The sequence below is a fragment of the Peribacillus sp. FSL H8-0477 genome, from assembly GCF_038002765.1.
Taxonomy (GTDB): domain Bacteria; phylum Bacillota; class Bacilli; order Bacillales; family DSM-1321; genus Peribacillus.
In genome coordinates this window covers 2,087,322-2,113,205 of sequence record NZ_JBBODE010000001.1, presented here as the reverse complement: position 1 = coordinate 2,113,205, position 25,884 = coordinate 2,087,322, and the positions used below count along the sequence as shown (strand labels likewise).

At 41.1% G+C, this 25,884-nt stretch carries 28 protein-coding genes and 1 pseudogene; 27 read left to right on the top strand and 2 right to left on the bottom strand.

The window, feature by feature from the left end:
- The first annotated feature begins 229 nt into the window (after positions 1-229).
- The 21 genes and pseudogenes from MHI18_RS10595 (at position 230) to wecB (ending at position 19,565) form a co-directional block, all read left to right on the top strand.
- A complete protein-coding gene (locus tag MHI18_RS10595; RefSeq protein WP_340847315.1) occupies positions 230-1,087 on the top strand; it encodes a class II fructose-bisphosphate aldolase in 858 nt (285 codons plus the stop codon).
- Between the two features lie 216 nt (positions 1,088-1,303).
- A complete protein-coding gene (fsa, locus tag MHI18_RS10590) occupies positions 1,304-1,954 on the top strand; it encodes a fructose-6-phosphate aldolase (RefSeq protein ID WP_340847314.1) in 651 nt (216 codons plus the stop codon).
- 193 nt (positions 1,955-2,147) lie between these two features.
- Positions 2,148-3,431 (top strand): UDP-N-acetylglucosamine 1-carboxyvinyltransferase, encoded by a 1,284-nt coding sequence (locus tag MHI18_RS10585; RefSeq protein ID WP_340847313.1) that lies wholly within the window; start codon positions 2,148-2,150, stop codon positions 3,429-3,431.
- A 192-nt stretch (positions 3,432-3,623) separates the two neighbouring features.
- A pseudogene (locus MHI18_RS10580) lies at positions 3,624-3,960 on the top strand (fructose-bisphosphatase class II); the annotation flags it as partial.
- A gap of 486 nt (positions 3,961-4,446) precedes the next feature.
- Complete coding sequence (rho, locus tag MHI18_RS10575) at positions 4,447-5,724, top strand: transcription termination factor Rho (protein ID WP_040372805.1); 1,278 nt, start codon at positions 4,447-4,449, stop codon at positions 5,722-5,724.
- A 149-nt stretch (positions 5,725-5,873) separates the two neighbouring features.
- Positions 5,874-6,089, top strand: coding sequence for a 50S ribosomal protein L31 (rpmE, locus tag MHI18_RS10570; protein ID WP_340847312.1), 216 nt, complete (start codon positions 5,874-5,876; stop codon positions 6,087-6,089).
- Positions 6,090-6,300: 211 nt separating this feature from the next.
- Entirely contained in the window at positions 6,301-6,918 is a 618-nt protein-coding gene (locus tag MHI18_RS10565) for a thymidine kinase (RefSeq protein WP_340847311.1), read from the top strand.
- Positions 6,919-7,038: 120 nt separating this feature from the next.
- On the top strand, positions 7,039-7,479 hold the full coding sequence (locus MHI18_RS10560) for a hypothetical protein (protein ID WP_340847310.1): 441 nt from the start codon (positions 7,039-7,041) through the stop codon (positions 7,477-7,479).
- A gap of 166 nt (positions 7,480-7,645) precedes the next feature.
- Positions 7,646-8,716 (top strand): peptide chain release factor 1, encoded by a 1,071-nt coding sequence (prfA, locus tag MHI18_RS10555; RefSeq protein ID WP_340847646.1) that lies wholly within the window; start codon positions 7,646-7,648, stop codon positions 8,714-8,716.
- Entirely contained in the window at positions 8,703-9,578 is an 876-nt protein-coding gene (gene prmC / locus MHI18_RS10550) for a peptide chain release factor N(5)-glutamine methyltransferase (protein ID WP_340847309.1), read from the top strand. The genes prfA and prmC overlap by 14 nt, the downstream gene beginning before the upstream one ends.
- Positions 9,579-9,716: 138 nt before the next feature.
- Complete coding sequence (spoIIR, locus tag MHI18_RS10545) at positions 9,717-10,475, top strand: stage II sporulation protein R (RefSeq protein WP_340847308.1); 759 nt, start codon at positions 9,717-9,719, stop codon at positions 10,473-10,475.
- A 57-nt stretch (positions 10,476-10,532) separates the two neighbouring features.
- Positions 10,533-10,976 carry a GNAT family N-acetyltransferase gene (locus MHI18_RS10540; RefSeq protein WP_340847307.1) on the top strand — a complete coding sequence of 148 codons (444 nt, stop codon included), beginning with the start codon at positions 10,533-10,535 and terminating at the stop codon, positions 10,974-10,976.
- A 179-nt stretch (positions 10,977-11,155) separates the two neighbouring features.
- Positions 11,156-12,199 carry an L-threonylcarbamoyladenylate synthase gene (locus MHI18_RS10535; protein WP_340847645.1) on the top strand — a complete coding sequence of 348 codons (1,044 nt, stop codon included), beginning with the start codon at positions 11,156-11,158 and terminating at the stop codon, positions 12,197-12,199.
- Positions 12,200-12,307: 108 nt separating this feature from the next.
- Positions 12,308-12,823: a manganese efflux pump MntP gene (locus tag MHI18_RS10530; protein ID WP_340847643.1), complete on the top strand. Its 516-nt coding sequence runs from the start codon at positions 12,308-12,310 to the stop codon at positions 12,821-12,823.
- A 230-nt stretch (positions 12,824-13,053) separates the two neighbouring features.
- Positions 13,054-13,497, top strand: a complete 444-nt coding sequence (locus MHI18_RS10525; RefSeq protein WP_340847306.1) for a low molecular weight protein arginine phosphatase — start codon at positions 13,054-13,056, stop codon at positions 13,495-13,497.
- A gap of 23 nt (positions 13,498-13,520) precedes the next feature.
- On the top strand, positions 13,521-14,813 hold the full coding sequence (locus tag MHI18_RS10520) for a methyl-accepting chemotaxis protein (RefSeq protein ID WP_340847305.1): 1,293 nt from the start codon (positions 13,521-13,523) through the stop codon (positions 14,811-14,813).
- A gap of 134 nt (positions 14,814-14,947) precedes the next feature.
- Entirely contained in the window at positions 14,948-15,394 is a 447-nt protein-coding gene (rpiB, locus tag MHI18_RS10515; protein ID WP_340847304.1) for a ribose 5-phosphate isomerase B, read from the top strand.
- 30 nt (positions 15,395-15,424) lie between these two features.
- Positions 15,425-16,018 carry a TIGR01440 family protein gene (locus MHI18_RS10510; protein ID WP_340847303.1) on the top strand — a complete coding sequence of 198 codons (594 nt, stop codon included), beginning with the start codon at positions 15,425-15,427 and terminating at the stop codon, positions 16,016-16,018.
- Between the two features lie 308 nt (positions 16,019-16,326).
- Positions 16,327-17,568 (top strand): serine hydroxymethyltransferase, encoded by a 1,242-nt coding sequence (gene glyA / locus MHI18_RS10505; protein ID WP_340847302.1) that lies wholly within the window; start codon positions 16,327-16,329, stop codon positions 17,566-17,568.
- A gap of 184 nt (positions 17,569-17,752) precedes the next feature.
- Positions 17,753-18,382 carry a uracil phosphoribosyltransferase gene (gene upp / locus MHI18_RS10500; RefSeq protein WP_340847301.1) on the top strand — a complete coding sequence of 210 codons (630 nt, stop codon included), beginning with the start codon at positions 17,753-17,755 and terminating at the stop codon, positions 18,380-18,382.
- Positions 18,383-18,398: 16 nt separating this feature from the next.
- The gene (gene wecB / locus MHI18_RS10495) at positions 18,399-19,565 is read left to right on the top strand and encodes a non-hydrolyzing UDP-N-acetylglucosamine 2-epimerase (RefSeq protein WP_340847300.1); all 1,167 of its coding nucleotides are present in this window, start codon (positions 18,399-18,401) and stop codon (positions 19,563-19,565) included.
- A gap of 448 nt (positions 19,566-20,013) precedes the next feature.
- On the opposite strand, the gene MHI18_RS10490 is transcribed toward wecB, so the two are convergent.
- Both MHI18_RS10490 and MHI18_RS10485 read right to left on the bottom strand, forming a co-directional pair.
- On the bottom strand, positions 20,014-20,259 hold the full coding sequence (locus MHI18_RS10490; RefSeq protein ID WP_340847299.1) for a hypothetical protein: 246 nt from the start codon (positions 20,257-20,259) through the stop codon (positions 20,014-20,016).
- A 24-nt stretch (positions 20,260-20,283) separates the two neighbouring features.
- Entirely contained in the window at positions 20,284-20,508 is a 225-nt protein-coding gene (locus MHI18_RS10485) for a hypothetical protein (RefSeq protein WP_340847298.1), read from the bottom strand.
- 185 nt (positions 20,509-20,693) lie between these two features.
- Between MHI18_RS10485 and MHI18_RS10480 the strand changes: the two genes are divergently transcribed.
- The 6 genes from MHI18_RS10480 to MHI18_RS10455 all read left to right on the top strand — a co-directional run bounded on the left by MHI18_RS10480 (position 20,694) and on the right by MHI18_RS10455 (position 25,881).
- On the top strand, positions 20,694-22,898 hold the full coding sequence (locus tag MHI18_RS10480; protein ID WP_340847297.1) for a S8 family serine peptidase: 2,205 nt from the start codon (positions 20,694-20,696) through the stop codon (positions 22,896-22,898).
- 418 nt (positions 22,899-23,316) lie between these two features.
- Positions 23,317-23,682, top strand: a complete 366-nt coding sequence (locus MHI18_RS10475) for an ATP synthase subunit I (RefSeq protein WP_340847296.1) — start codon at positions 23,317-23,319, stop codon at positions 23,680-23,682.
- Between the two features lie 26 nt (positions 23,683-23,708).
- Positions 23,709-24,404, top strand: a complete 696-nt coding sequence (atpB, locus tag MHI18_RS10470; RefSeq protein WP_340847295.1) for a F0F1 ATP synthase subunit A — start codon at positions 23,709-23,711, stop codon at positions 24,402-24,404.
- Positions 24,405-24,469: 65 nt separating this feature from the next.
- Positions 24,470-24,694 carry a F0F1 ATP synthase subunit C gene (gene atpE / locus MHI18_RS10465; RefSeq protein ID WP_040372834.1) on the top strand — a complete coding sequence of 75 codons (225 nt, stop codon included), beginning with the start codon at positions 24,470-24,472 and terminating at the stop codon, positions 24,692-24,694.
- Positions 24,695-24,832: 138 nt separating this feature from the next.
- Positions 24,833-25,348: a F0F1 ATP synthase subunit B gene (gene atpF / locus MHI18_RS10460; protein WP_340847294.1), complete on the top strand. Its 516-nt coding sequence runs from the start codon at positions 24,833-24,835 to the stop codon at positions 25,346-25,348.
- A complete protein-coding gene (locus MHI18_RS10455; protein ID WP_340847293.1) occupies positions 25,345-25,881 on the top strand; it encodes a F0F1 ATP synthase subunit delta in 537 nt (178 codons plus the stop codon). The genes atpF and MHI18_RS10455 overlap by 4 nt, the downstream gene beginning before the upstream one ends.
- Positions 25,882-25,884: the final 3 nt, after the last annotated feature.

Genomic DNA, 25,884 nt, shown 5'->3' with positions numbered 1-25,884 from the left:
GGCGAATGCGTTTAATTTGGAAAGCGCTTTAAATATCTTAATAAAACTATTGGCTTTTTAAGTAGTGTATTAGTTGCTGTTTGAGGCTGATATTGATATGCTGAAATGGTAATAAGACACCCATATGGTGCATGTTTGTACGAGCAATGGGTATATTATTTAGAGATAATCGTTGTAAGTAGTTTACGAAAAACCACTTAAAGCCATTTACTATTAGGAGGAAACAAAAATGCCTTTAGTATCAATGAAAGATATGCTAAATAAAGCGCTTGATGAGAAGTATGCAGTAGGTCAATTTAACATTAATAACCTAGAGTGGACACAAGCTATTCTTGGAGCAGCAGAACAAGAAAAATCTCCAGTAATCCTTGGTGTATCTGAAGGTGCAGCTCGTCACATGGGCGGATTCAAAACAGTTGTTATGATGGTTAAGGGTCTTCTAGAAGATATGAAAATCACTGTTCCTGTTGCGATTCATTTAGACCATGGTTCAAGCTATGATAAATGTATCGAAGCAATCGAAGCTGGATTTACTTCAGTTATGATTGATGCTTCACATCATTCTATTGAAGAAAACATTGAAACAACTAAAAAAGTTGTTGACTATGCTCACACTAAAGACGTTTCTGTTGAAGCTGAAGTAGGAACTGTAGGCGGACAAGAAGATGATATTATTGCGGATGGCGTAGTATACGCTGACCCTAAAGAATGTGAATTACTAGTAAAACAAACAGGCGTTGACTGTTTCGCTCCTGCTCTAGGATCTGTTCACGGACCTTACAAAGGTGAACCGAATCTTGGATACAAAGAAATGGAAGAAGTTCGTGATTTAACAAACATTCCATTAGTACTTCACGGTGGTACTGGAATTCCGACAGCGGATATTCAAAAAGCTATTTCTTTAGGAACTTCAAAAATCAATGTAAATACAGAATGTCAACTTACCTTCACAGCAGCAGTTCGTGAAGTTCTAAAGAATGACTCTGAAGTATATGACCCACGTAAATTCATTGGACCAGGACGCGACGCTATTAAAGCGACAGTTGTTGGGAAAATGAAAGAGTTTGGTTCAACTGGTAAAGCTTAATTAGAACGAGATTATCATTGAAAGAGACCTCTCCTCTACTGAACGATCGTAGTAATACGCGCGTTTAATAGAGAAAGGGGTCTCTTTCTTTTTCTATTGGTGACAAAGAAAACTTAATTTTTCCCATTAATTCCTGAAAGAATTGGAATTTTCATACCTTTTCCTATAAACTTAAGAAGATAACAGACGTAATTACTAGAAATTGGAGGGTTTATCATGAAATTTTTTATTGATACTGCAAATATTGAAGAAATCCGTGAGGCACATGCTCTTGGAATTCTTTCTGGAGTAACGACTAATCCATCTCTAGTTGCACGAGAGAAAGGTGTTTCTTTCCACGAACGTTTGCAAGAAATCACGAGCCTGGTTAAAGATTCAGTCAGCGCGGAAGTGATTGCTCTTGATTTCGAAGGAATGATGGCAGAGGCAAAAGAACTCACTGCTATTGCACCGAATATCACCATAAAATTACCCATGACACCTGATGGTTTAAAAGCGGTTGCTGCACTCTCAAAAGATGGTGTGAAAACAAACGTCACACTGATTTTCAGTGCTAATCAAGCGTTGCTGGCTGCACGTGCAGGAGCAAGCTATGTATCACCATTCCTAGGAAGACTAGATGATATAGGACAAAATGGACTTGATCTTGTATCGGATATTGCCGATATTTTTGCTATACACGATATTCCAACGGAGATTATTGCGGCATCAATTCGTCATCCAATGCACATCACACAAGCTGCATTGAAGGGTGCTCACATCGCAACTGTTCCGTATAAAGTTATTATGTCGTTGTTCCATCATCCATTGACTGAAAAAGGCATAGAAGCCTTTATAAAAGATTGGAATTCTCGTCCAGAAGCGTAAGCCTCTTCAGCTAAGTCTGTTGTGGTTAACATACTCGATGGATTCCTAAAGAAGAATTTCTCTTTTATTACATTAATTTCCGATTTTAGGTGTAAACTATAAAAATAAAACAAAAAAATGTCGATAAAGTCTTATTTTTATAAAACTAATCGATGGTAACTTCTTCAGTGCTTAGTGTAGAAGGGAGCATAATATGGAAAAACTAAAAGTTGCCGGGGGCTATCCTTTAAAAGGCAGCATTCGTGTCAGCGGTGCTAAGAACAGTGCGGTTGCACTAATCCCTGCTACTATTTTGGCAGGTTCATCTGTAACAATAGAAGGGCTTCCGGATATTTCGGACGTCCAAATGCTTAAGTCATTATTAGAAGAGATCGGCGGAAAAGTTGATTTCTCTGATGGAGAAATGACCGTTGATCCAAGTCAAATGATTTCAATGCCGCTGCCAAATGGGCGAGTCAAAAAGCTAAGGGCATCTTATTATTTAATGGGGGCTATGCTTGGGAAATTCAAGAAAGCTGTAATTGGCCTTCCGGGCGGCTGTCATCTGGGTCCGCGTCCAATTGATCAGCATATTAAAGGCTTTGAAGCACTTGGTGCACAAGTAACCAATGAGCAGGGTGCGATCTATTTAAGGGCGAACGAGCTTAGAGGTGCACGTATTTACTTAGATGTTGTCAGTGTAGGAGCTACTATTAATATCATGCTTGCGGCTGTTCTGGCTAAAGGAAAAACAATCATAGAAAACGCCGCGAAAGAACCCGAAATTATTGACGTGGCAACACTTTTAAATAATATGGGTGCAAAGATAAAGGGTGCAGGTACGGATATTATTCGAATAGAAGGTGTCGAAAACCTGAGTGGATGCCGTCATACGATTATTCCTGACCGAATTGAAGCTGGAACTTTTATGATTTTAGCGGCAGCTGTAGGAGACGGTATAATTATCGATAATGTAATTCCGCAGCATGTTGAATCGGTCACATCAAAACTTAGAGAAATGGGCGTATCAGTAGAAGCTGGCGATGATCAGATATTTGTAGCGCCAAGTCCTTATTATAAATCAGTAGATATCAAGACACTTGTTTATCCTGGTTTTCCGACTGATTTACAACAGCCTTTTACCTCGCTTCTTACCAAAGCAACGGGGTCAAGTGTGGTTACAGATACCATTTACGGAGCACGTTTCAAGCATATAGATGAGCTAATCCGTATGAATGCTTCTATTAAGGTTGGAGGCAGTTCAGCGATTATTCATGGACCGGTCCAAATGCAAGGAGCTAAAGTAAAAGCAAGTGATTTGCGTGCAGGTGCTTCACTTGTGATTGCAGGTTTAATGGCTGAAGGAATCACTGAAATCACTGGACTTGAACACATTGACCGCGGGTATAGTCATTTGGTTGAAAAGCTCTCAGGCCTCGGTGCCACTATTTGGCGTGAAGAAATGACGCCCGAAGAGGTTGAACAATTGAAAAATTAATGTCTATTTAACTGTCTATTTTTGTCATATATGTCATTATAAACGCCGTGTGTGTTATACTATTTATATTATTTAAATAGTGAGATTAGTGATATAGGCAATATGAGCCTTATATGTGTTAGCCGATGAAGGAGAAGCGGTTAATCGTTGGTTCGGGTTACAGAAGGTGCTGCCTTAGCTTCCACACGTTGGATGCAGAGGTCTAAAAATGGAAGCAAATGATGCGTCTACTTCTGCAATGCATGTTGTTTTTGATACAGTTCCAATGAAAGGGACTGTAGTCATAGGTGAAGGGGAAATGGACGAAGCCCCTATGCTCTACATTGGTGAAAAACTTGGGACAGGCTATGGTCCCCGCGTTGATGTTGCGGTAGATCCTTAAGGTACGGATATTGTGGCATTAGGAGGCTGGAACCCGCTCGCTGTATTAGCTGTCGCGGATCATGGGAATCTTCTGCATGCACCTGATATGTATATGGATAAGATTGCTGTAGGGCCGGAAGCGGTTGGTCAAGTCGATATTAATGCGTCGGGTTAATCTATGGCTAAGAACAAGAATATCCCTACCATTCTGTACCGGGAATGGTGAAGGCAGCGGGCTAAACAGGCACGGTTCGCTTTATTGACGGTAGACACAGCTTAAAAATGAAGCCTAATTTAGTCATGCGATAATCGACCGATCCCTCATAAACGAATAAAAAGAATAAAAGATAAAGCGAGCGGTTTATTGCTCGCTTTCGTTTGTTTGAAAAATAAAGTTGATTAATTAAGCTAAAAAAAGTAAAATAGGATTTGTTTTAATTAATTAATTTTTTCAGTCAACCTGCAACCTACTCCAGCTTTTTTCTAGCCTTCAAAAACTATCTTCATAATAAAGCATGTAATCATCCTTTCATAATAAGAAAAGAAACCTAAAAAGCCGATTCGAATGAATGATGGGTTTTCTTTCTATCGATCGACCATTTTTTTTATCTGTATGGATGAAAACGCTAAATAATTAAAGTGTGGTGTCATAATGAGTTTAACAATTTCCAATTTAGAAAATATGAAGCTGAAAGAACTATACGAACATGCTCGTGAATATAAAGTGTCGTATTACAGCAAACTATCGAAAAAAGAACTTATTTTTGCAATTTTAAAAGCTCAGGCAGAACTTGACGGTCTGCTGTTCATGGAAGGTGTTCTTGAAATCATTCCTTCAGAAGGATTCGGTTTCCTGCGTCCGATTAACTATTCACCGAGCTCAGAGGATATCTATATTTCTGCATCGCAGATTCGTCGTTTTGACCTGCGTAACGGGGATAAGGTTTCTGGGAAAGTAAGGCCGCCTAAGGAAAATGAACGTTACTATGGCTTGCTCCATGTGGAAGCGGTTAATGGCGACAACCCTGAGTCTGCAAAGGAACGGGTGCATTTCCCTGGTTTAACGCCATTATATCCAGATAGACAAATCCGCTTAGAAACGGAACCAAAAAACATTTCAACGAGAATTATGGACGTGCTTGCTCCTGTAGGGTTCGGACAGCGTGGATTAATTGTTGCTCCTCCAAAAGCTGGGAAGACTATGCTGATTAAGGAAATTGCCCACTCGATCACGACAAACCATCCAGAAGCAGAGTTGATTGTTCTCTTAATTGATGAGCGCCCGGAAGAAGTAACAGATATTGAACGTTCTGTTCGAGGAGATGTCGTAAGTTCTACCTTTGATGAAGTACCCGAAAATCATATCAAAGTGGCTGAACTCGTTCTTGAGCGTGCAATGCGGCTTGTTGAGCATAAACGCGATGTAATTATCTTAATGGATAGTATTACGCGTTTAGCTCGTGCCTATAATTTAGTCATTCCTCCAAGCGGCAGAACGCTTTCAGGCGGGATTGACCCAGCGGCCTTCCACCGGCCGAAACGATTCTTTGGTGCGGCAAGGAATATTGAAGAAGGCGGCAGCTTAACGATTCTTGCGACGGCTCTTATTGAAACGGGGTCACGTATGGATGATGTTATCTATGAAGAATTTAAGGGTACGGGAAACATGGAGCTGCATCTTGATCGTGCACTCGCTGAACGACGAATCTTCCCGGCTATTGATATTAGACGCTCAGGAACAAGGAAAGAAGAGCTGTTGATACCAAAAGATCGTCTGGATAAACTTTGGGCCATCCGTAAGACAATGTCTGATTCACCGGATTTCTCAGAGAAATTCATGCGCCGTATTAAACAAACAAAAGACAATGATGACTTCTTCGCACAGTTAGAAGAAGAAAGAAAAAAAGCAGCATCTGCAAAACGCTCTTAGTAATATGTAACAAGTTGTTGCAAGTTGAGAGTTTTGTTGCTATAATAAAGGCATGTGTTTTTACAAAATATGTGAGGGGTACTACTTGCCTCACCTGAAAGTATATAACTCTGTTTCGAATGATTCAGGGCATAAGGAGATGAAAAAGAATGAAAACTGGAATTCATCCAAATTACAAAACAGCAATGGTGAAATGTTCATGTGGTAATACATTTGAAACAACTTCAACTAAAGAAGAAATTAGAATTGAAACTTGTTCAGAATGTCACCCATTCTACACTGGACGTCAAAAATTCGCTGAAGCTGGCGGACGTATTGACCGTTTCAATAAAAAATACGGCCTTAAGCAAGAACTTAAGAACTAACGTTGACCATCTGAAACAGGCAAGCATTTTTCCTTGCCTGTTTTTTCTTTGCACTTTATAGGCGTTTTGTCAGTATTTTTCACCAAAATGAATCATTTTCAAGGAAGCCCGCGCGTTTTTTTCGTTGGGGCATACTTAATTATATATATTGGATTTGAACAAAGGGTACCGGAATAAAAAAGAGATAAGTGGAAGGGAGTGGCTGTTTCATATGTACATAATGAAACAATCAGGCTGGATCGAGCTTATTTGCGGAAGCATGTTTTCCGGTAAATCGGAGGAACTAATTAAAAGAGTCAGCCGTGGACAATTTGCTAAGCAGAAAATCGCTGTGTTTAAACCTGCCATCGATAATCGCTATGCTGAGGAAGCGGTAGTCTCACACAACGGGACTTCTACGATTGCAAGACCGATCGCACAGTCTACGGATATTTTTAAACACCTGGAAGATGATTTGGATATTATTGCAATCGATGAAATTCAATTTTTTGATGAAGAAATTATTGAGGTTGCACAGCATCTAGCTGACAGCGGATATCGAGTCATTCTTGCCGGACTGGATCAGGACTTCCGTGGAGAACCTTTTGGACCTGTACCTCTTTTAATGTCTTTAGCGGAGTCAGTTACCAAACTTCAAGCAGTCTGTGCAGTTTGTGGTTCAGCCTCCAGCAGGACACAGCGGTTGATTAATGGAGCTCCAGCATCCTACGATGATCCTGTGATACTGGTCGGTGCATCAGAGGCTTACGAACCTCGCTGCCGCCATCATCATGAAGTTCCAGGGAAAAAACAACCTGTGCTAGTGGAAAATAAGAAAATCGTCAAATAAAAAAAGTTCGGAGACTATCGTCTTCGGGCTTTTTCTTTTTGTTTCTTTTAAAAAAATATGGATGTTCCTGATTATTTTGGGCAAGCTAACGCCAAATAAGAAAAACAGGAGGAAACATCCATGAAGAATAAAAAGTATAAATGGTTGCTAACAGCCTGTATGTTCACTTTGGCTGCTGGCTGTTCCAATGATAACGCGGGAGACAAACAGGATAGTAATGAGATGGAGCAAATGACTAATAATCCGAGACATGTTTCTCAGCGATACAATGATCGATATCCAGATCATACGGTTGATCAAAGTATGAATAATAATCGCAGTACCGCTGTTGTCTCCCAAGACACCGGGGAAGATATCGAGAATGTTAAATATGTGGTAAGGATGACGACACCATACGAAGCAAAGCAAGTTTGGGTGAATGGAGAGACGATTACGGTAAAAGTGGACAGCCGCGGTAAAATCGATTCAAAAGAAGAATGGAAGAAGGAAAAAATAAGAATCCATAATTTATTAAGAAATACGATTCCAGGTTATAACTTTAATATACAGCTTGATATGTGATTGATATTTTGGGTGAAATTTACTGATGGATATTTCATTGCCTTTGACGTTGTTTATTCACCTATACTATAATTAAAGAAATGGATTGAAAGCCAAACGGCCAATCAAGTATATAATGTCCCAGCGAGTGGGAATAAGGATACTCGGAAATTATGAGGTGAAGATTGTGATAGATCGTTTACAGGCAGTGGAAGATAGATATGAAAGATTAAATGAATTATTAAGCGACCCTGCAGTTATTAATGATAATAACAAGCTTAGAGAATATTCTAAGGAACAATCCAATATTCAAGACACGGTTATGGCTTATAAAGAATATAAAATTATCCGTGAACAGTTTAAAGAAGCGAAAACGATGCTTGATGAAAAGCTTGATTCTGACATGCGTGAGATGGTGAAGGAAGAGGTTCACGAGCTTGAAGAAAATATGAAGGTATTGGAAGAAAAGCTGCGGATTCTTCTCATTCCAAAAGATCCGAATGATGACAAAAACGTTATTGTCGAAATTCGTGGAGCTGCCGGTGGTGACGAGGCTGCCCTTTTTGCTGGTAGTCTATATCGTATGTACAGCCGGTTTGCAGAAGTGCAGGGCTGGAAAACAGAAGTGATTGATGCCAATCCTACAGGTTTAGGCGGATATAAAGAAATTATCTTTATGGTTAACGGAAACGGCGCGTTTTCAAAGCTTAAATTTGAAAATGGTGCTCACCGTGTTCAACGTGTTCCAGAAACGGAATCTGGTGGAAGAATTCATACCTCAACGGCTACAGTAGCTGTGCTTCCTGAGGCTGAAGAAGTTGAAGTGAATATTCATGAGAAAGATATTCGGACAGACACGTTTACGTCAAGCGGACCTGGAGGACAAAGTGTTAATACCACGATGTCAGCGGTTCGGTTAACTCACCTTCCTACAATGACAGTGGTATCCTGCCAAGATGAAAAATCTCAGATTAAAAATAAAGAAAAAGCAATGAAGGTACTGCGTGCCCGTGTTTACGATAAGATTCAGCGTGAAGTTCAAGCTGAATATGACCAGAATCGTAAGCAAGCTGTAGGAACAGGCGACCGTTCTGAACGAATCCGTACTTACAATTTCCCGCAAAACCGCGTAACGGATCATAGAATCGGCCTAACCATCCAAAAGCTTGATCAGATAATGGAAGGTAAAATCGATGAGGTCATTGATGCATTAATTGTGGCAGACCAATCAGCGAGATTGCAAAATGCAGAAGAATAAAGACAGCGTGAAGGTTTATGAAGCCCTGAAGTGGGCTTCTTCTTTTTTACTAAGTCATGAGCGGGATGCAAATGCAGGAGAACTGCTGCTAAGACACATACTCGGTATGGGAAGGTCACAGCTGCTTGCAGAGTTACAAAGTGAGGTAAATGAGTCTATATGGTTTGAATTTCAACAAAAGGTAGAGGAGCATTGTGAGGGGACTCCAGTTCAGTACCTAATTGGCAGTGAAGAGTTTTACGGAAGAACCTTCTTAGTAAATGAAGAGGTACTGATTCCGAGGCCAGAAACGGAAGAATTAATTGAGCAGACGGTAAATAGACTGAAGAAAATCTTTTCTTTTAAGAATCTAAACCTAGCGGACATTGGAACCGGAAGTGGTGCCATCGCGATTACGATGAAGCTCGAGGAACCGGAACTTAGTGTTACGGCATCGGATATTGCCCCCGCATCACTTGATGTAGCTAGGGAGAATGCAAAGAGACTTGATGCTGACGTTGAGTTTATTGAAGCAGATTTATTAGCAACGTTTATTAGTCAGGGCCGCCGTTTTGATATTGTCCTTTCGAATCCCCCCTATATTCCCGATGAAGACGAGAAAACAATGTCGGTTGTAGTAACCGGCCATGAACCGCATCGGGCCTTGTTTGCCGGCATAGACGGTCTTGATTTTTATCGTCGGTTTATGTCAGAGTTACCAAGTGTCATAAATCGGCCGGGATTGATTGGCTTTGAAGTAGGAGCAGGTCAGGGAGAAGCTGTTGCAGAAATGTTGAAGTCTGCTTTTCCGGATGCAGTGGTTTCTGTGGAGTTCGATATTAACAGAAAAGATCGTATGGTGTTTGCTGAGCTGAAAGAATAAAAGTAAAAGAGTCGATTTCATGATTTGAGTACCGTATTCGTACGGTTTCTCGAAGCCGTGGAACGACTCTTTTTATTTTTTACTAGTTTAAGATAGAGAGAATATGGCGAGACTATTTTTTGTGAGGGGGAGAGAAAATTGAACAAAAAATATCTGGCCTTATTTTACTTATTATTACTTACTTGTGGAACAATTTTAAGTTTATATACACCGAAGGTTGAAAGCGTCGATGCACAAGCAGCCGTTACTATACCTAATGAAGCCATCAGACTTAGAATATTAGCCAATAGTGATGAACAGGATGACCAAGCTGTAAAACGGTTAATTCGGGATGAAGTGAATCAAGATATTACAGCATGGGTACAAAATCTTACCTCTATTGATGAAGCACGAAAGGTGATTACCAGCCATCTTCCTGAGATTCAAGCGACAGCAGAAGAAGTAGTCAAACGTGAAGGTCTTAGTCAGTCAGTCACAGTTGAATTTGGAAAAGCGGACTTTCCGACTAAGCTATATGGTCAGTATTTGTATCCTGCAGGTGTTTATGAAGCAATTGTCATCACGCTTGGTGCCGGTGAAGGGGCTAACTGGTGGTGTGTATTGTTTCCACCTCTTTGCTTCTTAGATTTTTCAAATGGAACAGCTGTCAGTCAGACTCCTTTCGTTGATGAGACAGACACATCCGTGCAGGCTCCAGTTGAATCGAAGGAAACTCCTGTTGAGATTACAGAAGAAACGACTCAAGCTGCAGATGAAGAATCAGAGAGTGAACCTGAAATAGTTGAAGAAGATAGTGACGCAGACGATGTGGCCGCTGTTGATGTATATACTGGTGAGGAAGAGTCACCAGTTGTCGTGAAATCTTTCTTTGCAGAATTATTTACGAATCTCTTTTAATCGTTCTAGTTTCGTCTCCTATTCATACGCTAGTAAGAAAGAAAAGGAGCGGATTGGATGTCAGCTGTTTTTTTGCAGGCAAGTGAAGAAGACGTGGATGAACTAATTGAGTTTCTAGGTTCAGCCAAATTGAATGTGGAAGAAGTGCCTAATCAGTATGATTATTATCTAGTCGCGAAAAACCAAAACGGTCGTTTAATAGGAGCAGCTGGACTAATACCATGTGGTAAATACGGGTTGCTCCGTTCATGCGTTTTTGCTAGTTCTTTTCCTAAAGAAAAAATCCCGTTCTTAATTGAGCACTTGCTCGTATCAGCTAGTATGCATAAATTAGAGTCCGTATACATGGCAACGGATAAAATATCATCGATTCAATTTTTTAAGTCCTTCGGTTTTACGGAAGCAGAAATCAAACAGCTTCCAGAAGAAATAAAAAGTTCTCCACATGTGGAAAAGCTTAAAAAACTAGAAAATTGCCAATTTATGCACAGAATTCTCTAAAAACGTAATTCTATCCACATATTTATCCACAGTTTAACAAGTGTTATCCACAATTTGTGGATAACACTTGTTTTCTTTTTTTAGTTCTTTTATACTTTCAAAGAAGAATTTTTGAAAAACACGGATGATAGCTGAATTTGTCGAATAAAAAACCAACAAGAAGAGTGAAGGTGTTTATAGTGGAAACAAAACTCTGGTTAGTGGATAAGAATGTGGATAATCTTAAAAGTTATCCACAAATCGCACAGCCTGCAGATAAGTTAAGAAAAAATGAGGTTATTGCTTTCCCAACAGAGACCGTTTATGGACTAGGAGCAAATGCTCAGAGCGATGAAGCGGTCCAAAAAATATTCAAAGCAAAAGGACGTCCGAGTGATAATCCATTGATTGTCCACATTGCTTCCGTTGAACAATTGCACGACATTGCAGCGGTAATACCGGAAAAAGCGAAGAAACTGATGAACCACTTCTGGCCGGGGCCGTTAACGATCATTTTTGAAAAAAAGCCAAACGTCTTATCCGATTTGGTTACGGCAGGGTTAGATACAGTGGGGGTTCGGATGCCTGACCACCCGGTTGCACTTAGTTTAATCAGTGCGAGTGGATTGCCGATTGCGGCTCCGAGTGCGAATACCTCGGGGAAACCAAGTCCAACTACGGCGGGTCATGTTCACGATGATTTAAATGGAAGAATTGCCGGGATTGTCGATGGTGGACCAACTGGAGTAGGTGTTGAGTCGACGGTTATTGATTGTACAGAAAGCATGCCCGTTATTTTCCGTCCCGGGGGCATTACTAGAGAAGAAATTGAGTCCGTGATTGGACCGGTTACTCAAGATGCTGCCTTGAAACAAACATCGGCTGTACCGAAATCTCCAGGTATGAAATATACTCACTACGCACCAAAAGCTCCCTTAGTGCTTGTTAAAGGAGATCAAGCTTTTTTACAGCAGTTGGTAAATGAAAAAAGAGCAGCGGGTATGAAGGTAGCGGTCTTAGCAGCAAAAGAGCACGAACAAGCCTATGACGCAGATTGGATAATATGTCCGGGAAGCTTGGCGGACTTAAAAACAGTTGCTGCGGGTTTGTATGATACGCTGCGAGCATTTGATGAACTTGACGTGGATTTAATTTTAAGTGAAAGCTTTCCGGATGCCGGTATTGGTGAAGCAATCATGAATCGTTTAGAAAAAGCTGCGGGTCACCAAATCATCAGCGAATAGATTTCTTTTCTTCTATTCTTTTTCGGACATGCATAACATGATATATGCATGTCCGGGGAGGGGAATTGTTTGGAATCAGCCGCTGGAGAACTTGTCACATTACTGATCATGGCATTTGCCTTAGGAATGGATGCCTTTTCAATTGGGCTTGGAATGGGAATGTTCAAGCTCCGGATGCGTCAGATATTTTTTATTGGCCTGACAGTCGGATTTTTTCATATATTAATGCCGATTGCCGGGATGGCTGCCGGCCGGTTTATTTCAGGTCAATTCGGTGTCTTTGCTAATTATGCCGGTGGATTTTTACTCCTTTTTCTAGGTATTCAAATGTTTATTTCGGCTTTGAGAGAAGGGGATGGTCCATTACTTGCTCCTATAGGACCAGGCCTGCTTCTATTTGCGCTGAGCGTCAGTCTCGATAGCTTTTCGGTCGGACTTTCCCTTGGGATTTATGGTGCCCGGACAATTGTGACCGTTATGTGCTTTGGGATAGCTGCAACGATTTTAACCTGGCTGGGTTTGCTGATTGGCAGAAAGGTTCAAGGGTATTTAGGTGTGTATAGCGAATTACTTGGCGGAAGCGTTCTATTTGCTTTTGGTCTTAAACTTCTTTTTTCCATATAGCTAGCTATAGCCAGTTTGATTTCTAAGAATATATAATGATCATACACAAAAAAAACAAGCATGGGTTTTGCTTGTTTTTTTGTGCTTCCCCCTTACTTTTTATTCTGTCTCAAATATAATTTTGTATTAAATGTAAGAAAGCGTTTGATTTTTCTCTTTTATGGTCGATATGTATAGTAAGTGAATAGGAGATAAAACTAGTATAAAGTCGTAGAAAGGAGGGTTTTAGAATGTATAGAGTCCTATTTGTCTGCACTGGGAATACGTGTCGAAGCCCTATGGCCGAAGCGATTTTAAAACATAAACAACTTCCAGAAATCGAAGTAAAGTCCGCTGGTGTGTATGCTGATACGGGTCAGGATGCGTCTAGTCATGCTAAAAAGGTTATGAAGCAGAATAGTCTTGAGCATGTGCACTCATCGCAGCTTCTAACCGACACTGAAATTGAGTGGGCAACACATATTTTGACGATGACAGAAAGTCATAAAGTACTGATCATGAACGCATATCCGCGTGCTATGGATAAGACCTTCACCTTAAAAGAATTTGTAACAAGTGATCAGGTTAACCGAGATGTGATCGATCCATTTGGAGGCTCAGTTGAACGATATAAACAAACCTTCCATGAACTAGACGGGTTGATTGATGGGCTGATAAGAAAGTTGAGAGAATAGGAAAGTAACAGGGGGATTAGAAATTGGGAGAAAAAAAGACACACTATAAATTTGGGCTGCGAAAGAAACTTGTGCTGTTTATAACTGCTTTAGCATTAATTACGTATACAACAAGTGCTCTATGTATCTATTTGGTATATCCACTGTTTTTTAGTGAATGGAATGAGACGGCGTTTGCTTTTGGTACGTTATTGCTTGGTATCATTTGGTCGAGCGTCCTGGCCTTTTTTGCGGCTGGATTGATTATTAATCCGCTTCGAAGACTTGAAAAGGTCGCGTTAAAGGCAGCCGTCGGGGATATTAGGGAAGATGTAGACGTTTCAAAAACTGACGATGAAATTCGCGCTCTTGGCAAGGCATTCAATTTAATGCTGGCGAACTTACGGGAAATGGTCAACACCATTGATGAGAACTTTACAGAAACCAATGAAAAAGTAATTCACATTTCAAGTAAGTCGTCTCATGCTGCTGAACAGGCAGAAACGATCTACCGTACGATTGAGGAAATATCTCAAGGTGCAGATAGTTCGGCAGTATCCATTCAGAATACAGCTGAATCGGTCGAGGATGTTATACGGATTGCCCAAGAAGTGCAGAGAAAAGCAAATAGCTCCGCTGAGACTTCCCATGTAATGGTTTCAGAACTGGAGAAAAGTAAAGATGTAATAAATTCGCTGGTTTCGGGGATTCAACTGTTGGCAGAAGAAAATCGTGAGTCGCTGCAAGCGGTGAAAAGCCTGGAGGAAAATGCAAAGAAGGTAGAGCGGATTATTCAGCTGGTTGGAGATATTGCTGGACAAACCAACTTACTAGCCTTAAATGCATCAATTGAAGCGGCTCGAGCTGGTGAACATGGTAAGGGCTTTGCGGTTGTCGCAGAAGAGGTGCGAAAGCTTGCTGATGAAAGTGCGAATGCTGTGAAGGGAATATCCGATTTGATTCAGACCATACAATCAGATGTACAGGGAATGGTTCAACAAATCAGCGACCAAGTGACTTCAGCTAATCAAGAAGCGAAAAAAGGTGCAGAAACAAATGCAGCCATAGAGGAAGTGACAATAGCGGTTCATCATGTGGTTAATGATGTTCGGGAGATCACTCAACTTGTCAGCCGTCAGATGGATAGCATTCATGAAACGTCTCATCAGTCACAGGAAGTTGCAGCGATTGCTGAAGAGACTTCAGCAGGGGCTGAAGAAGTCACGTCCGCCACTCAGGAACAGACACAGGTTATTGAACAAGTCGATCAACTAGTCCATGAATTAAAAGGACAAGCGGACAAGTTAAAGCAAACGATCGTGCGTTTTCAGGTGTAAAATTATGTTGGGAATACCTGTAGAATCTTACCAGACTGAATTCAAGAATCAATCTGCTCAGACGGCTTTATCTTTGCTGTTTTTTGTGACACAATAAAGATACGATTATAGCTATTATGAGGAGGAAATTTATCATGAAAGTGGCAATTGCTTCTGATCACGGAGGGAATCAACTCCGTGAAGAAATAAAGAATTTACTCGATGAGCTTGAGATCAGCTATGAGGACTTTGGCTGTAATTGCTCGACATCAGTCGATTATCCAGACTATGCCCTTCCTGTAGCGAAAAAAGTAGCTTCAGGTGAGTTTGACCGCGGGATCTTAATTTGCGGCACCGGCATTGGTATGAGTATATCCGCTAACAAGGTTAAAGGCATCCGATGTGCACTGGTTCATGATGTATTTACAGCTAAAGTAACTCGTGAACATAATGATAGTAATGTTTTAGCAATGGGTGAGCGTGTTATTGGACCTGGTTTAGCAAGAGAGATTGCAAAAGCTTGGCTGACATCTGATTTTGAAGGTGGACGTCACGCCAATCGAATCGGCAAAATCACAGAATACGAAGAACAAAATAACTAGGATCTGTAATAGGAAGGGTTGCTGTCTTTTATGACAATAGAAACTTCTTTAAAAACGGAACTTACAATATGGAAAAATCACTTGAACACTTTAGTACAGGAATTCCAAAATGAAGCCCAGCTTAGAGAAAAACAGCTGCTGATTATTGGCTGCAGTACAAGTGAAGTGATTGGTGAACAAATCGGCAGCGCGGGGACGGATAAAGTAGCTGGAATTATTTTTGATGAACTGTCCGATCTGCAGAGTAAGACAAAAATCGACCTCGCGTTTCAATGCTGTGAACATTTAAACCGGGCAATTGTAGTAGAACGTGAAACGGCTGAACGAAAAAACTACGGTATCGTGTCAGTCATCCCAGTCCGAACAGCAGGAGGGGCCATGGCAGCATACGCATACCGACGGTTTAACGATCCAGTTGTAGTCGAACAGATACAAGCTGATGCAGGAATTGATATTGGCGACACCTTTATTGGAATGCATCTGAAACAGGTTGCCGTTCCAATCAGAGTCTCTATTAAGGAGATCGGTTCGGCTCATGTCACGATGGCAAAGACCCGTCCTAAATTGATTGGCGGAGAGCGCGCAGTTTATAAAGATCTTGAAGAGAATAAACATTGTACGTAAAAGCAACCCGGTTCCTATTTGGAAACCGGGTTTCCTTATTGGTCGGTAAATTTTTGCAGTTGTTTGACAATGAGCGAAATTGTGTATTTAATACAGAATTTAGTAAAAAAATATGAAAATACCCATTCAATCCGAATGTTATTGATTTTATTTAGATAAATGTTCGAAATAATAATAATATTCCAGACTACCACTCTTTAGTCCAACATGGTAAAATGAAAGAGGAAATTTAAGAGGACGGCTAAGTACGTCGTTCGTATTTACGTGTCAAAGGCGTTTGTACAGTCAATCACAAGGAGGATATCCGAATGAACCGTTTAGCGAAGCAAGATGAACAAGTGTACAAAGCAATCCAGCAGGAATTAGGACGTCAGAGAAGCAAGATTGAACTAATTGCCTCTGAAAACTTTGTGAGTGAAGCAGTAATGGAAGCTCAAGGATCTGTTTTGACAAATAAATACGCAGAAGGATATCCTGGTAAACGCTATTATGGCGGATGTGAATACGTTGATATCGTTGAAGATCTAGCACGAGACAGAGCGAAAAAAATCTTCGGAGCTGAGCATGTAAACGTTCAGCCGCATTCGGGTGCTCAAGCGAATATGGCGGTCTATTTTACAGTGCTTGAAGCGGGAGATACAGTGCTTGGTATGAATTTATCACATGGCGGACACTTAACACATGGCAGCCCGGTAAACTTCAGCGGTGTGCAATATAACTTTGTTGAGTATGGCGTTGATCCTGAAAACCATCGTATTGATTATAACGACGTCTTTGAAAAAGCACGTCAACACAAGCCTAAATTAATTGTTGCGGGTGCAAGTGCCTATCCGCGCGAAATTGATTTTAAACGATTCAGAGAAATTGCTGATGAAGTGGGTGCCTACCTAATGGTCGATATGGCGCACATTGCTGGTTTAGTTGCAGCAGGTCTTCATCAGAGTCCCGTTCCATATGCAGACTTTGTTACAACTACTACACATAAAACACTTCGCGGTCCTCGCGGCGGTATGATTCTGTGTAAAGAAGAATTTGCTAAGAAAATTGATAAATCAATCTTCCCAGGTATCCAAGGTGGTCCGTTGATGCACGTTATTGCGGCAAAAGCGGTTGCGTTTGGCGAAGCACTAGAAGAAGATTTTAATGAGTATGCTCAAAAAATTATTGATAATGCCAAGCGTCTTGGTGAATCCTTGAAAAATGAAGGATTAAAGCTAGTTTCTGATGGTACAGATAATCATTTACTACTATTAGATACACGCTCTGTGAATCTTACAGGAAAAGTAGCTGAGCGGGCTTTAGATGATATTGGTATTACAGTTAATAAAAATGCAATTCCGTTTGATCCGGAAACACCATTTGTGACAAGCGGTATTCGAATTGGTACAGCGGCTGTTACTTCACGAGGCTTTAGTTTAGAAGATATGGATGAAATTGCTTCTATTATTAGCCTTGTTTTGAAAAATGTTGAAAATGAAGAAAAACTTGAAGAAGCATCTAAACGAGTGGAAGCTCTTTCGAGTAAATATCAATTATACGCAGAGTATTAAGAAACGAAGCCGCCTGACTTTTAGGGCGGCTTTTTCTCTATTTTCCCAACCAAGGTCTGACTTCTTATAATTTATTGAAGTCTTCCTGCTTTTTCTGTAGAATGGGTAGAAGTGTCAAGATGTCTGGTCTGAAATGACCGAGGAAATAAGGAAAATTCCACACAAAGAATAGGAGCGACTTATTATGGCAAAAGTATTTGTTTTTGATCATCCGCTAATTCAACATAAAATCGCATACATACGTGACGTGAAAACAGGTACGAAAGAATTCCGTGAACTTGTTGACGAAGTTGCAACTTTGATGGCTTTTGAAATTACTAGAGATCTTCCTCTTGAGGAAGTAGAAATCGAAACACCAGTATGTAAAGCGACATTCAATGTTTTATCAGGTAAAAAATTAGGCATTATTCCAATTCTGCGCGCAGGTATTGGAATGGTTGATGGAATCTTAAAGCTGATTCCAGCTGCGAAGGTCGGTCACGTCGGTCTTTACCGTGATCCACAAACGCTTAAACCTGTTGAATATTATGTGAAGCTTCCAAGTGATTTGGCTGAACGTGAGTGCATCGTGGTTGATCCAATGCTTGCTACAGGCGGATCGGCTATTGAAGCCATTGATTCCATCAAGAAGCGCGGCGCGGTTAATATTAAATTCATGTGCCTAATTGCAGCTCCAGAAGGAGTAGAAGCACTTCAAGCGGCTCACCCTGATGTGGATATTTTCATTGCGGCTCTTGATGAAAAGCTAGACGACCATGGTTATATTGTTCCAGGTCTTGGGGATGCTGGAGACCGTCTATTCGGAACAAAATAAGTGCGGAGGTGAAAAAATGATCAAACCAATTAAGGTTATGACGATTTTTGGGACAAGACCGGAAGCTGTAAAAATGGCTCCCTTAGTGCTTGAATTCCAAAAACATCCAGATTATTTCACCCCCATCGTGGCAGTTACCGCTCAACACCGGCAAATGCTAGATCAGGTGTTGAACTTATTTTCGATTAAGCCTGACTATGATCTTAATATTATGAAGGATCGCCAAACGCTTGCTGATATCACAACACGAGGACTTAGCGGCTTGGACAAAGTAATGAAAGAAGCGAAGCCTGATATCGTGCTCGTGCATGGGGATACAACAACGACATTTGTTGCGAGTCTTGCGGCTTTTTATAATCGAATCAGCGTCGGTCATGTTGAGGCAGGTCTGCGGACGTGGAATAAATTCTCTCCCTATCCAGAGGAAGTAAACAGGCAGCTGACGGGGATCATCGCTGATCTGCATTTTGCACCTACGGATCTTGCCGTAGAAAACCTGAAGCTCGAAAATAAAACAGATAACATATTTGTGACCGGTAATACCGCTACAGATGCGTTGAAAACAACCGTTTCCGAAAGCTACTCACATCCGATTCTAGACCAGATTGGCAGTGACCGTTTAATTTTAATGACGGCTCACCGCCGAGAAAATCTAGGACAGCCGATGCGGAATATTTTTAAAGCAGTGAAACGCATTTTGGCTGAACAGGACGATATACAAGTCATCTATCCCGTTCATTTGAATCCAGCTGTCCGTGAACTTGCAGATGAAATTCTTGGGAATGATCCGCGAATACATCTAATCGAACCACTTGATGTTCTTGACTTCCACAATTTCGCTGCAAGAGCACATCTAATTATGACGGATTCAGGCGGCATACAGGAAGAAGCACCGACTCTTGGCGTTCCCGTTCTCGTTTTACGAGATACCACTGAACGACCAGAAGGAATATCGGCGGGAACTTTGAAACTTGCCGGCACGGATGAAGAAACCATTTTCAATTTAGCAATGGAACTCTTGACCGACCAGCAAGTATATCAAAGCATGGCCCATGCTTCTAATCCATATGGAGATGGAAATGCTTCTGTCAGAATTGCAGAAGCCATCCGCTATTACTTCAAACAAACCGATACACCTCCCGAACCGTTTCGGGTGGAAGGAAAAAAGGAAAAGTCACGCTGACTTTTTCATAAGGCTGTCGAGAAACCTCTCGGCAGTCTTTTTTCTATTTTATCCAGGCTTTCTTTCACACAGAACGACTGGAGAGGAACCCTCTATAAACCACGTCAGATTTTCAACAACCCCTCCAAGACGAAAAAAGTCATTTGCACACAAATGAGGATAAAGTGCACCGTTTTTTTCGGGACTTTGCACAGAAATCAGTTCCAATTGCACATAAAATGGAGTGCTTTGCACAGAAATCGCTCTGATTTGCACAGAAAGGACTGTGGAGGAACCCGAATTCCCTCAGCAACATAGGTCAAAAGCAGTTTTACTTTTCAAATAGTGTAACTATCTATAAAAAAGGTTGGAAGTCCACCAAAGGATCCAAGCTGAGCGACACATTTTTAACAACCCCCTGCAGGACACAAAAAGCCTTCCGCACACAAAAGAGGCTGAAGCGCACCGTTTAACTCGTTTCCGCACATAAATAAACCCCAAGCGCACAAAGCTTAGGCCGCTCCGCACCATATTTCCGCTGTTCCGCACAGAAGGACTGGAAAGGAACCCGAATTCCCTCAGCTGCATAGGTCAAAACCGGTTTTATTTTTGAAAAAGTGTAACTGTCTATAAAAAAGTTTGAAAATTCACCAAGATCCAAGCTGAGCGACACATTTTCAACAACCCCCTGCAGGACACAAAAAGCCTTCCGCACACAAAAGAGGCTGAAGCGCACCGTTTAACTCGTTTCCGCACATAAATAAGCCCCAAGCGCACAAAGCTTAGGCCGCTCCGCACAGAACGACTTGAAAGGAACCTGAATTCCCTCAGCTGCATAGGTCAAAACCGGTTTTATTTTTGAAAAAGTGTAACTGTCTATAAAAAAGTTTGAAAATTCACCAAGATCCAAGCTGAGCGACACATTTTCAACAACCCCCTGCAGGACACAAAAAGCCTTCCGCACACAAAAGAGGCTGAAGCGCACCGTTTAACTCGTTTCCGCACATAAATAAGCCCCAGGCGCACAAAACTTAGGCCGCTCCGCACAGAACGAATGTCGTGGAGTGCACCAAATATCTTAGATAATTTAGTTTAGATATGAATAGGCTTCTCTATCTGTGAAACCCTAACTAAAAAATGGGGTGTTGTATGTTGAAGAAGGTTTTGTCTTTAATCCTTGTAGGATTCATTTTGACACAACCGATTGTGTCGGCAGAAGAGGAGCTGCCTCTTCTCCAGAAACAGACGAAGGCGATTGTGATGACGAGTCATCCTGTTTCTAGAAAACAAGTGAATCAATTTCTAGCTGATTATCCATCTCTAAAGTTGAGAAATGTATATAGACATGCGTTAACGGGTTTTTCTGTTTCGGGCAGGGCAGGGGATCTTATAAAACTGAAAAAGGAAAAGGGAATCTATTTGGTTGAGGAAGTGACAGTGTACCGAGCGCAGCTTAATGAAAGCATTCGATTCATTGGCAGTGATGAGGCGCGAACTTTTTTTGATAAGAACCATCAGCGAGTAACTGGTAAAGGTGTAAAGGTTGGGATTATTGATACAGGGATTGACTATACCCATCCAGATTTAGCCCAGTCTTACAAAGGCGGGAAGGATTTGGTTGATGGTGATAATGATCCGATGGAAACGAAGGAGCCGGCAGATCAGGCGACACTTCATGGGACACATGTCGCGGGTATTATTGCAGCTAATGGAAAAATGAAGGGAGTTGCTCCACAAGCGGAAATTTATGCATATCGAGCGCTGGGTCCTGGTGGGGCGGGCGATACAGAACAGGTCTTGGCAGCCATTGATGCAGCTATCGAGGATGACGTCGATGTTCTCAATCTATCGTTAGGCAATAATATCAATGGCCCTGATCTGCCCATATCGTTGGCTCTGAACAAAGCTGTAGATAAAGGAATCGTAGCGGTTACCTCAAATGGAAACTCTGGCCCTAATGTATGGACGGTCGGTTCACCTGGAACAGCAGAGAAAGCAATTTCGGTCGGAGCATCTACCCCTCCGTTAAAGGTTGCTTATGCTGCTTGGGGTCTGGGGGAGAGTAAAGATAAATCACCCTTACTTGTATTTCAAGGTTCTAAGCCTTGGGAGTTATCTTATAGTCAGGAGATTATAGATGGTGGAACTGGGAAGCCGAAGGAACTAAAGAAGGTGAAAGGGAAGATTGCATTGGTCGAACGCGGGACAACAACCTTTTCTGAAAAAGCGAAAAATGCCGAGAAAGCGGGCGCTATCGGTGTCATTATCTATAACAATACAAAAGGTAACTTCATGGGATTAATTGAAGAAGGTGTAAAGATTCCAGTCGTTTCGATTTCAAAGAAAAAGGGAGAATCATTGATAAAGGCTGCGGGAAAAGGAAGGGGCACCATGGCGAACTTTACCTATAGGATGGAGCAGGATTTGTTGGCGGAATTTAGCTCAAGAGGTCCTGTCACAGTGACTTGGGGAATCAAGCCGGATATTCTTGCGCCTGGAGTCGGTATCGATAGTACCGTTCCCTCTGGATACCTCAGTCTTCAGGGAACAAGTATGGCTGCCCCGCATGTTGCTGGTGCATGTGCGCTGCTGCTGCAAATACATCCTGATTGGACACCAAAGCAAATTAAGTCAGCACTGATGAGTACCTCGAAACCCTTAAAAAACGAAAAGGGTTTGCTTTATCGAACCTTTGAACAGGGAGCAGGCCGCCTACAGATTAGGGAGGCGTTAGAAGCTGACACGCTGCTTGAACCAAGTTCAATGGCGTTCGGTTTGTTTACGAAGAAGGAGGGCATTGACGAACACGAACAGAAATTCGTTGTCGAAAACACGAGTGATAAAGTAAGGAAGTACTCGTTTGTTGTGCCGCCAAAGGAAAATGGACTCATATGGGATTTGCCAGCTTCTTTTAAAATCAAGCCAGGGGGGAAGAAGGAAATAGTCTTAGGTCTTCAGGTCAATCCTTCGCAGCTAAAAACAGGAATCTATGATGGGTACTTAACGTTATTAGAAGCAGGAAAACGAATCAGTCTACCTTTTTTGTATGTAAAGGAAGAACCCAATTACCCAAGAGTTATGGGGTTTGAATTCGGTCCTGCAGAGACAAAAGATATGTACCATTATGAAGTGTACCTTCCAAGAGGTGCAGACGATTTTGGAATTGCTTTATATGAAGCGGATAGTTTTCGTTATATGGGTCTTATTGACCGTGCAGAGCAGGTCCCGCAGGGGATGATTAAGAAAGAAATCAAAAAATCAGATCTGCCGCCGCCGGGAACTTACCGTGCAATTATCTTTGCAAGAAGAGCTGGACAAGAAGATCAAATTGAAACTCAAATCGTCATAAATTAAGGGAAAAACACCATTTTACTTGCATGTCAATAGAAAATAGCAACCAAATTGTGAACAATTAAAGAACGATGTATAAGTAGCTTGTTTTTTCACGAACGACGCATTGACATTAATTGTAGGCTATTGTATGCTAACAAAGGATGTCGAATGAGAGGGTTTTCAGACTCTTTTATACATTTAAAAACCCACTATGCAAATTGGACAACGTGGTTGTCTTCCACACTCAATCGCGGCGATACAGTCATATACCCGTTATCGCAGCCCGTTTCAGAGAGGGCTTTGTCAGCGATCCTTTCTCAATTAGTCGGATCAACGCTTGATACCGAGTTGCCGTATGAATAACCGGCCTTCAATTAGGACTTGCAGGAATGCAATGCTCCACTCAGCAAAAAATCATTTTCAGGAGATTAAAAACACCATGCCAGAAGTTACACTTGTATTCAAAAGGCAGAGTAAATATATGATTTATCTCTTGGCGATTTTTGTATTGGGCTGGGGATTTACAAGTTACCAAGCTGTATTTGCAGGGCTTTTACTTGGGACTAGCTTAAGTTTGTATAACTTATGGCTGATAAATCAAAAAATGAAGAAGTTCAGTCAAGCACTTGATGAAGGTACCAAAATTAAATCACTTGGAACGATGACTAGGTTTGCGTCAGCAGGTTTAGCCGTTATTATTGCGCTGGAGTTTTCAGAGCATTTCCATATGATTAGTGTCGTATTGGGATTAATGACAGCTTATTTTGTCATTATTATAGATTTTTTCATCCACTTAAAACGTTGATCGCAGGGGAAGAGAGGTGAATATAGTTGAATCATGAAGCGCCTATAAGAGAGTTTATGGGTTTATATTTTAACTTGAGTAATGTTCTGATGATAACCATAGCAAGTCTGATCGTATTCATTATTGCTGTCCTTGGTTCGCGTAATTTAGCAATGAAACCAAGCGGGATGCAAAACTTTATGGAATGGGTCATGGATTTCGTTAAGAACATGATTAACAGCTCAATGGACTGGAAAACAGGCGGCCGCTTCCAATTACTTGGTATGACGCTGATCATGTACATATTTATCTCGAATATGTTAGGTATCCCATTCGCAATTACAATTGATCATGAACTATGGTGGAAATCACCTACAGCTGATCCAGTAGTAGCGATGACGCTTGCAGTAATGATCCTAGGTTTAACACATTATTACGGGATTCAAATGAAAGGCTTCAAGGGGTATATGAAATCATACAAAAATCCAATGACATTGATAGAGGAGTTTTCCAATACTCTGACACTGGGTCTGCGTCTGTATGGTAACATTTATGCTGGTGAAGTATTGCTTGGTCTGTTAGCGGGATCGCTTGCAATGACTGGCGCATTTGGATTAATTGGCGCCATAGTCCCAACTGTAGTTTGGATGGGTTATAGTATCTTCGTTGGTGCTATCCAATCATTTATTTTCGTTACGTTAACAATGGTTTATCTGTCTCACAAAGTCAGTTCAGACCATTAATTATAAGTTCATTATGAACTAAATAATAAAAAAAACTTATACATTTTTAAGGAGGATATTTTATAATGACAGGTTCAGTAGGTCTTCTTGCAGCAGCAATTGCAATTGGTTTATCAGCACTAGGTGCAGGTATTGGTAACGGTCTTATCGTTTCAAGAACAGTAGAGGGTATCGCACGTCAACCAGAAGCACGTGGTATTCTTCAAACTACTATGTTTATCGGTGTAGGTCTTGTTGAGGCTATGCCTATCATCGGTGTAGTTATTGCGTTTATCGTTTTAGGTTCATAATAGAAAGTTTAGATGTTCAAAAATGGCGAAGATCGTTCCATGTGAACCTTCGCCTTTCCTTTATGCCCACAATCCTGTTTTCATGCAGGTTAGTTCGATGTTTTATCAAGTGAAACTTGTGAAGGGAGTGAACCAAGCGTGTTAACAAGCGGTTTTGTACTCGGAGAAGCCTTATTTACTGGCGGCGATGTTTTATTCCAATTAGTTATGTTTATTGTACTGTTAGCGTTGCTTAAGAAATTTGCATGGGGCCCATTAATGGGAATCATGGTACAACGTGAAGAACACGTTGCGAATGAAATCAGTGCAGCTGAAGAAGCAAGAACAGATGCAAAAAAACACCTTGAAGAACAACGTGAGCTTTTAAAGCAATCACGTGTTGAAGCAGCTCAATTAATTGAAAATGCTAAAAAACAAGGTGAAGCTCAACGTGAAGACATTGTCATCAATGCACGCACGGAAGCTGATCGTATTAAAGAAGCGGCAAAACGCGAAATTATTCAGGAAAAAGAAAAAGCTGTTACAGCATTACGCGAACAAGTGGCTTCACTTTCTGTATTAATTGCTTCTAAAGTAATTGAAAAAGAACTTTCAGCAACAGATCAAGAAAAACTGATTAATGATTACATTCATGAGGCAGGAGAAGAGCGATGAGCGATTTAGCTGTAGCCAAGCGATATGCCGTAGCTCTTTTTAAGATTGCCAAAGAGCAAAACCTTCTTACTCAAATGGAAGAAGAGCTCCAAGCAGTTAAACAAATCTTTTCAGAACAGAAGGATCTCCTAGCATTTCTAGAACATCCAAAACTGTCGAAAAGTGCAAAAAAAGAAGTCATTGCGAACTCTTTTTCTAAGCTTTCCGAACCAATTATAAACACACTATTCATCATGCTTGAAGGTCATCGTACTGGAGAGATTAAGTTGATGGCAGAAGAGTTTATTCAACTGGCTAATGAGGAAAACTCGATTGCAGAGGCTACTGTTTACACAGTACGTCCACTTACTGACACGGAGCGCGAAGCTGTTTCTGCAGCATTTGCAGCGAAGGTTGGAAAAAGAACGCTAAAAATAAACAATATTGCTGATAGCAGCATTATCGGCGGCATCAAGTTACAAATTGGCAACCGCATCTTTGATGGCAGTGTCAGTGGTAAACTTGATCGTCTTAGCAAACAATTATTAAGTTAATAT

Excerpts from the sequence above, each read along its gene's own strand:
- MHI18_RS10585 (WP_340847313.1), top strand. The coding sequence starts at position 2,148 with ATGGAAAAACTAAAAGTTGCCGGGGGCTATCCTTTAAAAGGCAGCATT.
- rpiB (WP_340847304.1), top strand. The coding sequence starts at position 14,948 with ATGAAAGTGGCAATTGCTTCTGATCACGGAGGGAATCAACTCCGTGAA.
- rho (WP_040372805.1), top strand. The coding sequence starts at position 4,447 with ATGAGTTTAACAATTTCCAATTTAGAAAATATGAAGCTGAAAGAACTA.
- MHI18_RS10560 (WP_340847310.1), top strand. The coding sequence starts at position 7,039 with ATGAAGAATAAAAAGTATAAATGGTTGCTAACAGCCTGTATGTTCACT.
- glyA (WP_340847302.1), top strand. The coding sequence starts at position 16,327 with ATGAACCGTTTAGCGAAGCAAGATGAACAAGTGTACAAAGCAATCCAG.
- MHI18_RS10530 (WP_340847643.1), top strand. The coding sequence starts at position 12,308 with ATGGCATTTGCCTTAGGAATGGATGCCTTTTCAATTGGGCTTGGAATG.
- MHI18_RS10540 (WP_340847307.1), top strand. The coding sequence starts at position 10,533 with ATGTCAGCTGTTTTTTTGCAGGCAAGTGAAGAAGACGTGGATGAACTA.
- upp (WP_340847301.1), top strand. The coding sequence starts at position 17,753 with ATGGCAAAAGTATTTGTTTTTGATCATCCGCTAATTCAACATAAAATC.
- MHI18_RS10525 (WP_340847306.1), top strand. The coding sequence starts at position 13,054 with ATGTATAGAGTCCTATTTGTCTGCACTGGGAATACGTGTCGAAGCCCT.
- MHI18_RS10480 (WP_340847297.1), top strand. The coding sequence starts at position 20,694 with ATGTTGAAGAAGGTTTTGTCTTTAATCCTTGTAGGATTCATTTTGACA.
- MHI18_RS10455 (WP_340847293.1), top strand. The coding sequence starts at position 25,345 with ATGAGCGATTTAGCTGTAGCCAAGCGATATGCCGTAGCTCTTTTTAAG.
- MHI18_RS10475 (WP_340847296.1), top strand. The coding sequence starts at position 23,317 with ATGCCAGAAGTTACACTTGTATTCAAAAGGCAGAGTAAATATATGATT.
- rpmE (WP_340847312.1), top strand. The coding sequence starts at position 5,874 with ATGAAAACTGGAATTCATCCAAATTACAAAACAGCAATGGTGAAATGT.
- MHI18_RS10510 (WP_340847303.1), top strand. The coding sequence starts at position 15,425 with ATGACAATAGAAACTTCTTTAAAAACGGAACTTACAATATGGAAAAAT.
- MHI18_RS10565 (WP_340847311.1), top strand. The coding sequence starts at position 6,301 with ATGTACATAATGAAACAATCAGGCTGGATCGAGCTTATTTGCGGAAGC.
- wecB (WP_340847300.1), top strand. The coding sequence starts at position 18,399 with ATGATCAAACCAATTAAGGTTATGACGATTTTTGGGACAAGACCGGAA.
- atpE (WP_040372834.1), top strand. The coding sequence starts at position 24,470 with ATGACAGGTTCAGTAGGTCTTCTTGCAGCAGCAATTGCAATTGGTTTA.
- fsa (WP_340847314.1), top strand. The coding sequence starts at position 1,304 with ATGAAATTTTTTATTGATACTGCAAATATTGAAGAAATCCGTGAGGCA.
- MHI18_RS10595 (WP_340847315.1), top strand. The coding sequence starts at position 230 with ATGCCTTTAGTATCAATGAAAGATATGCTAAATAAAGCGCTTGATGAG.
- prmC (WP_340847309.1), top strand. The coding sequence starts at position 8,703 with ATGCAGAAGAATAAAGACAGCGTGAAGGTTTATGAAGCCCTGAAGTGG.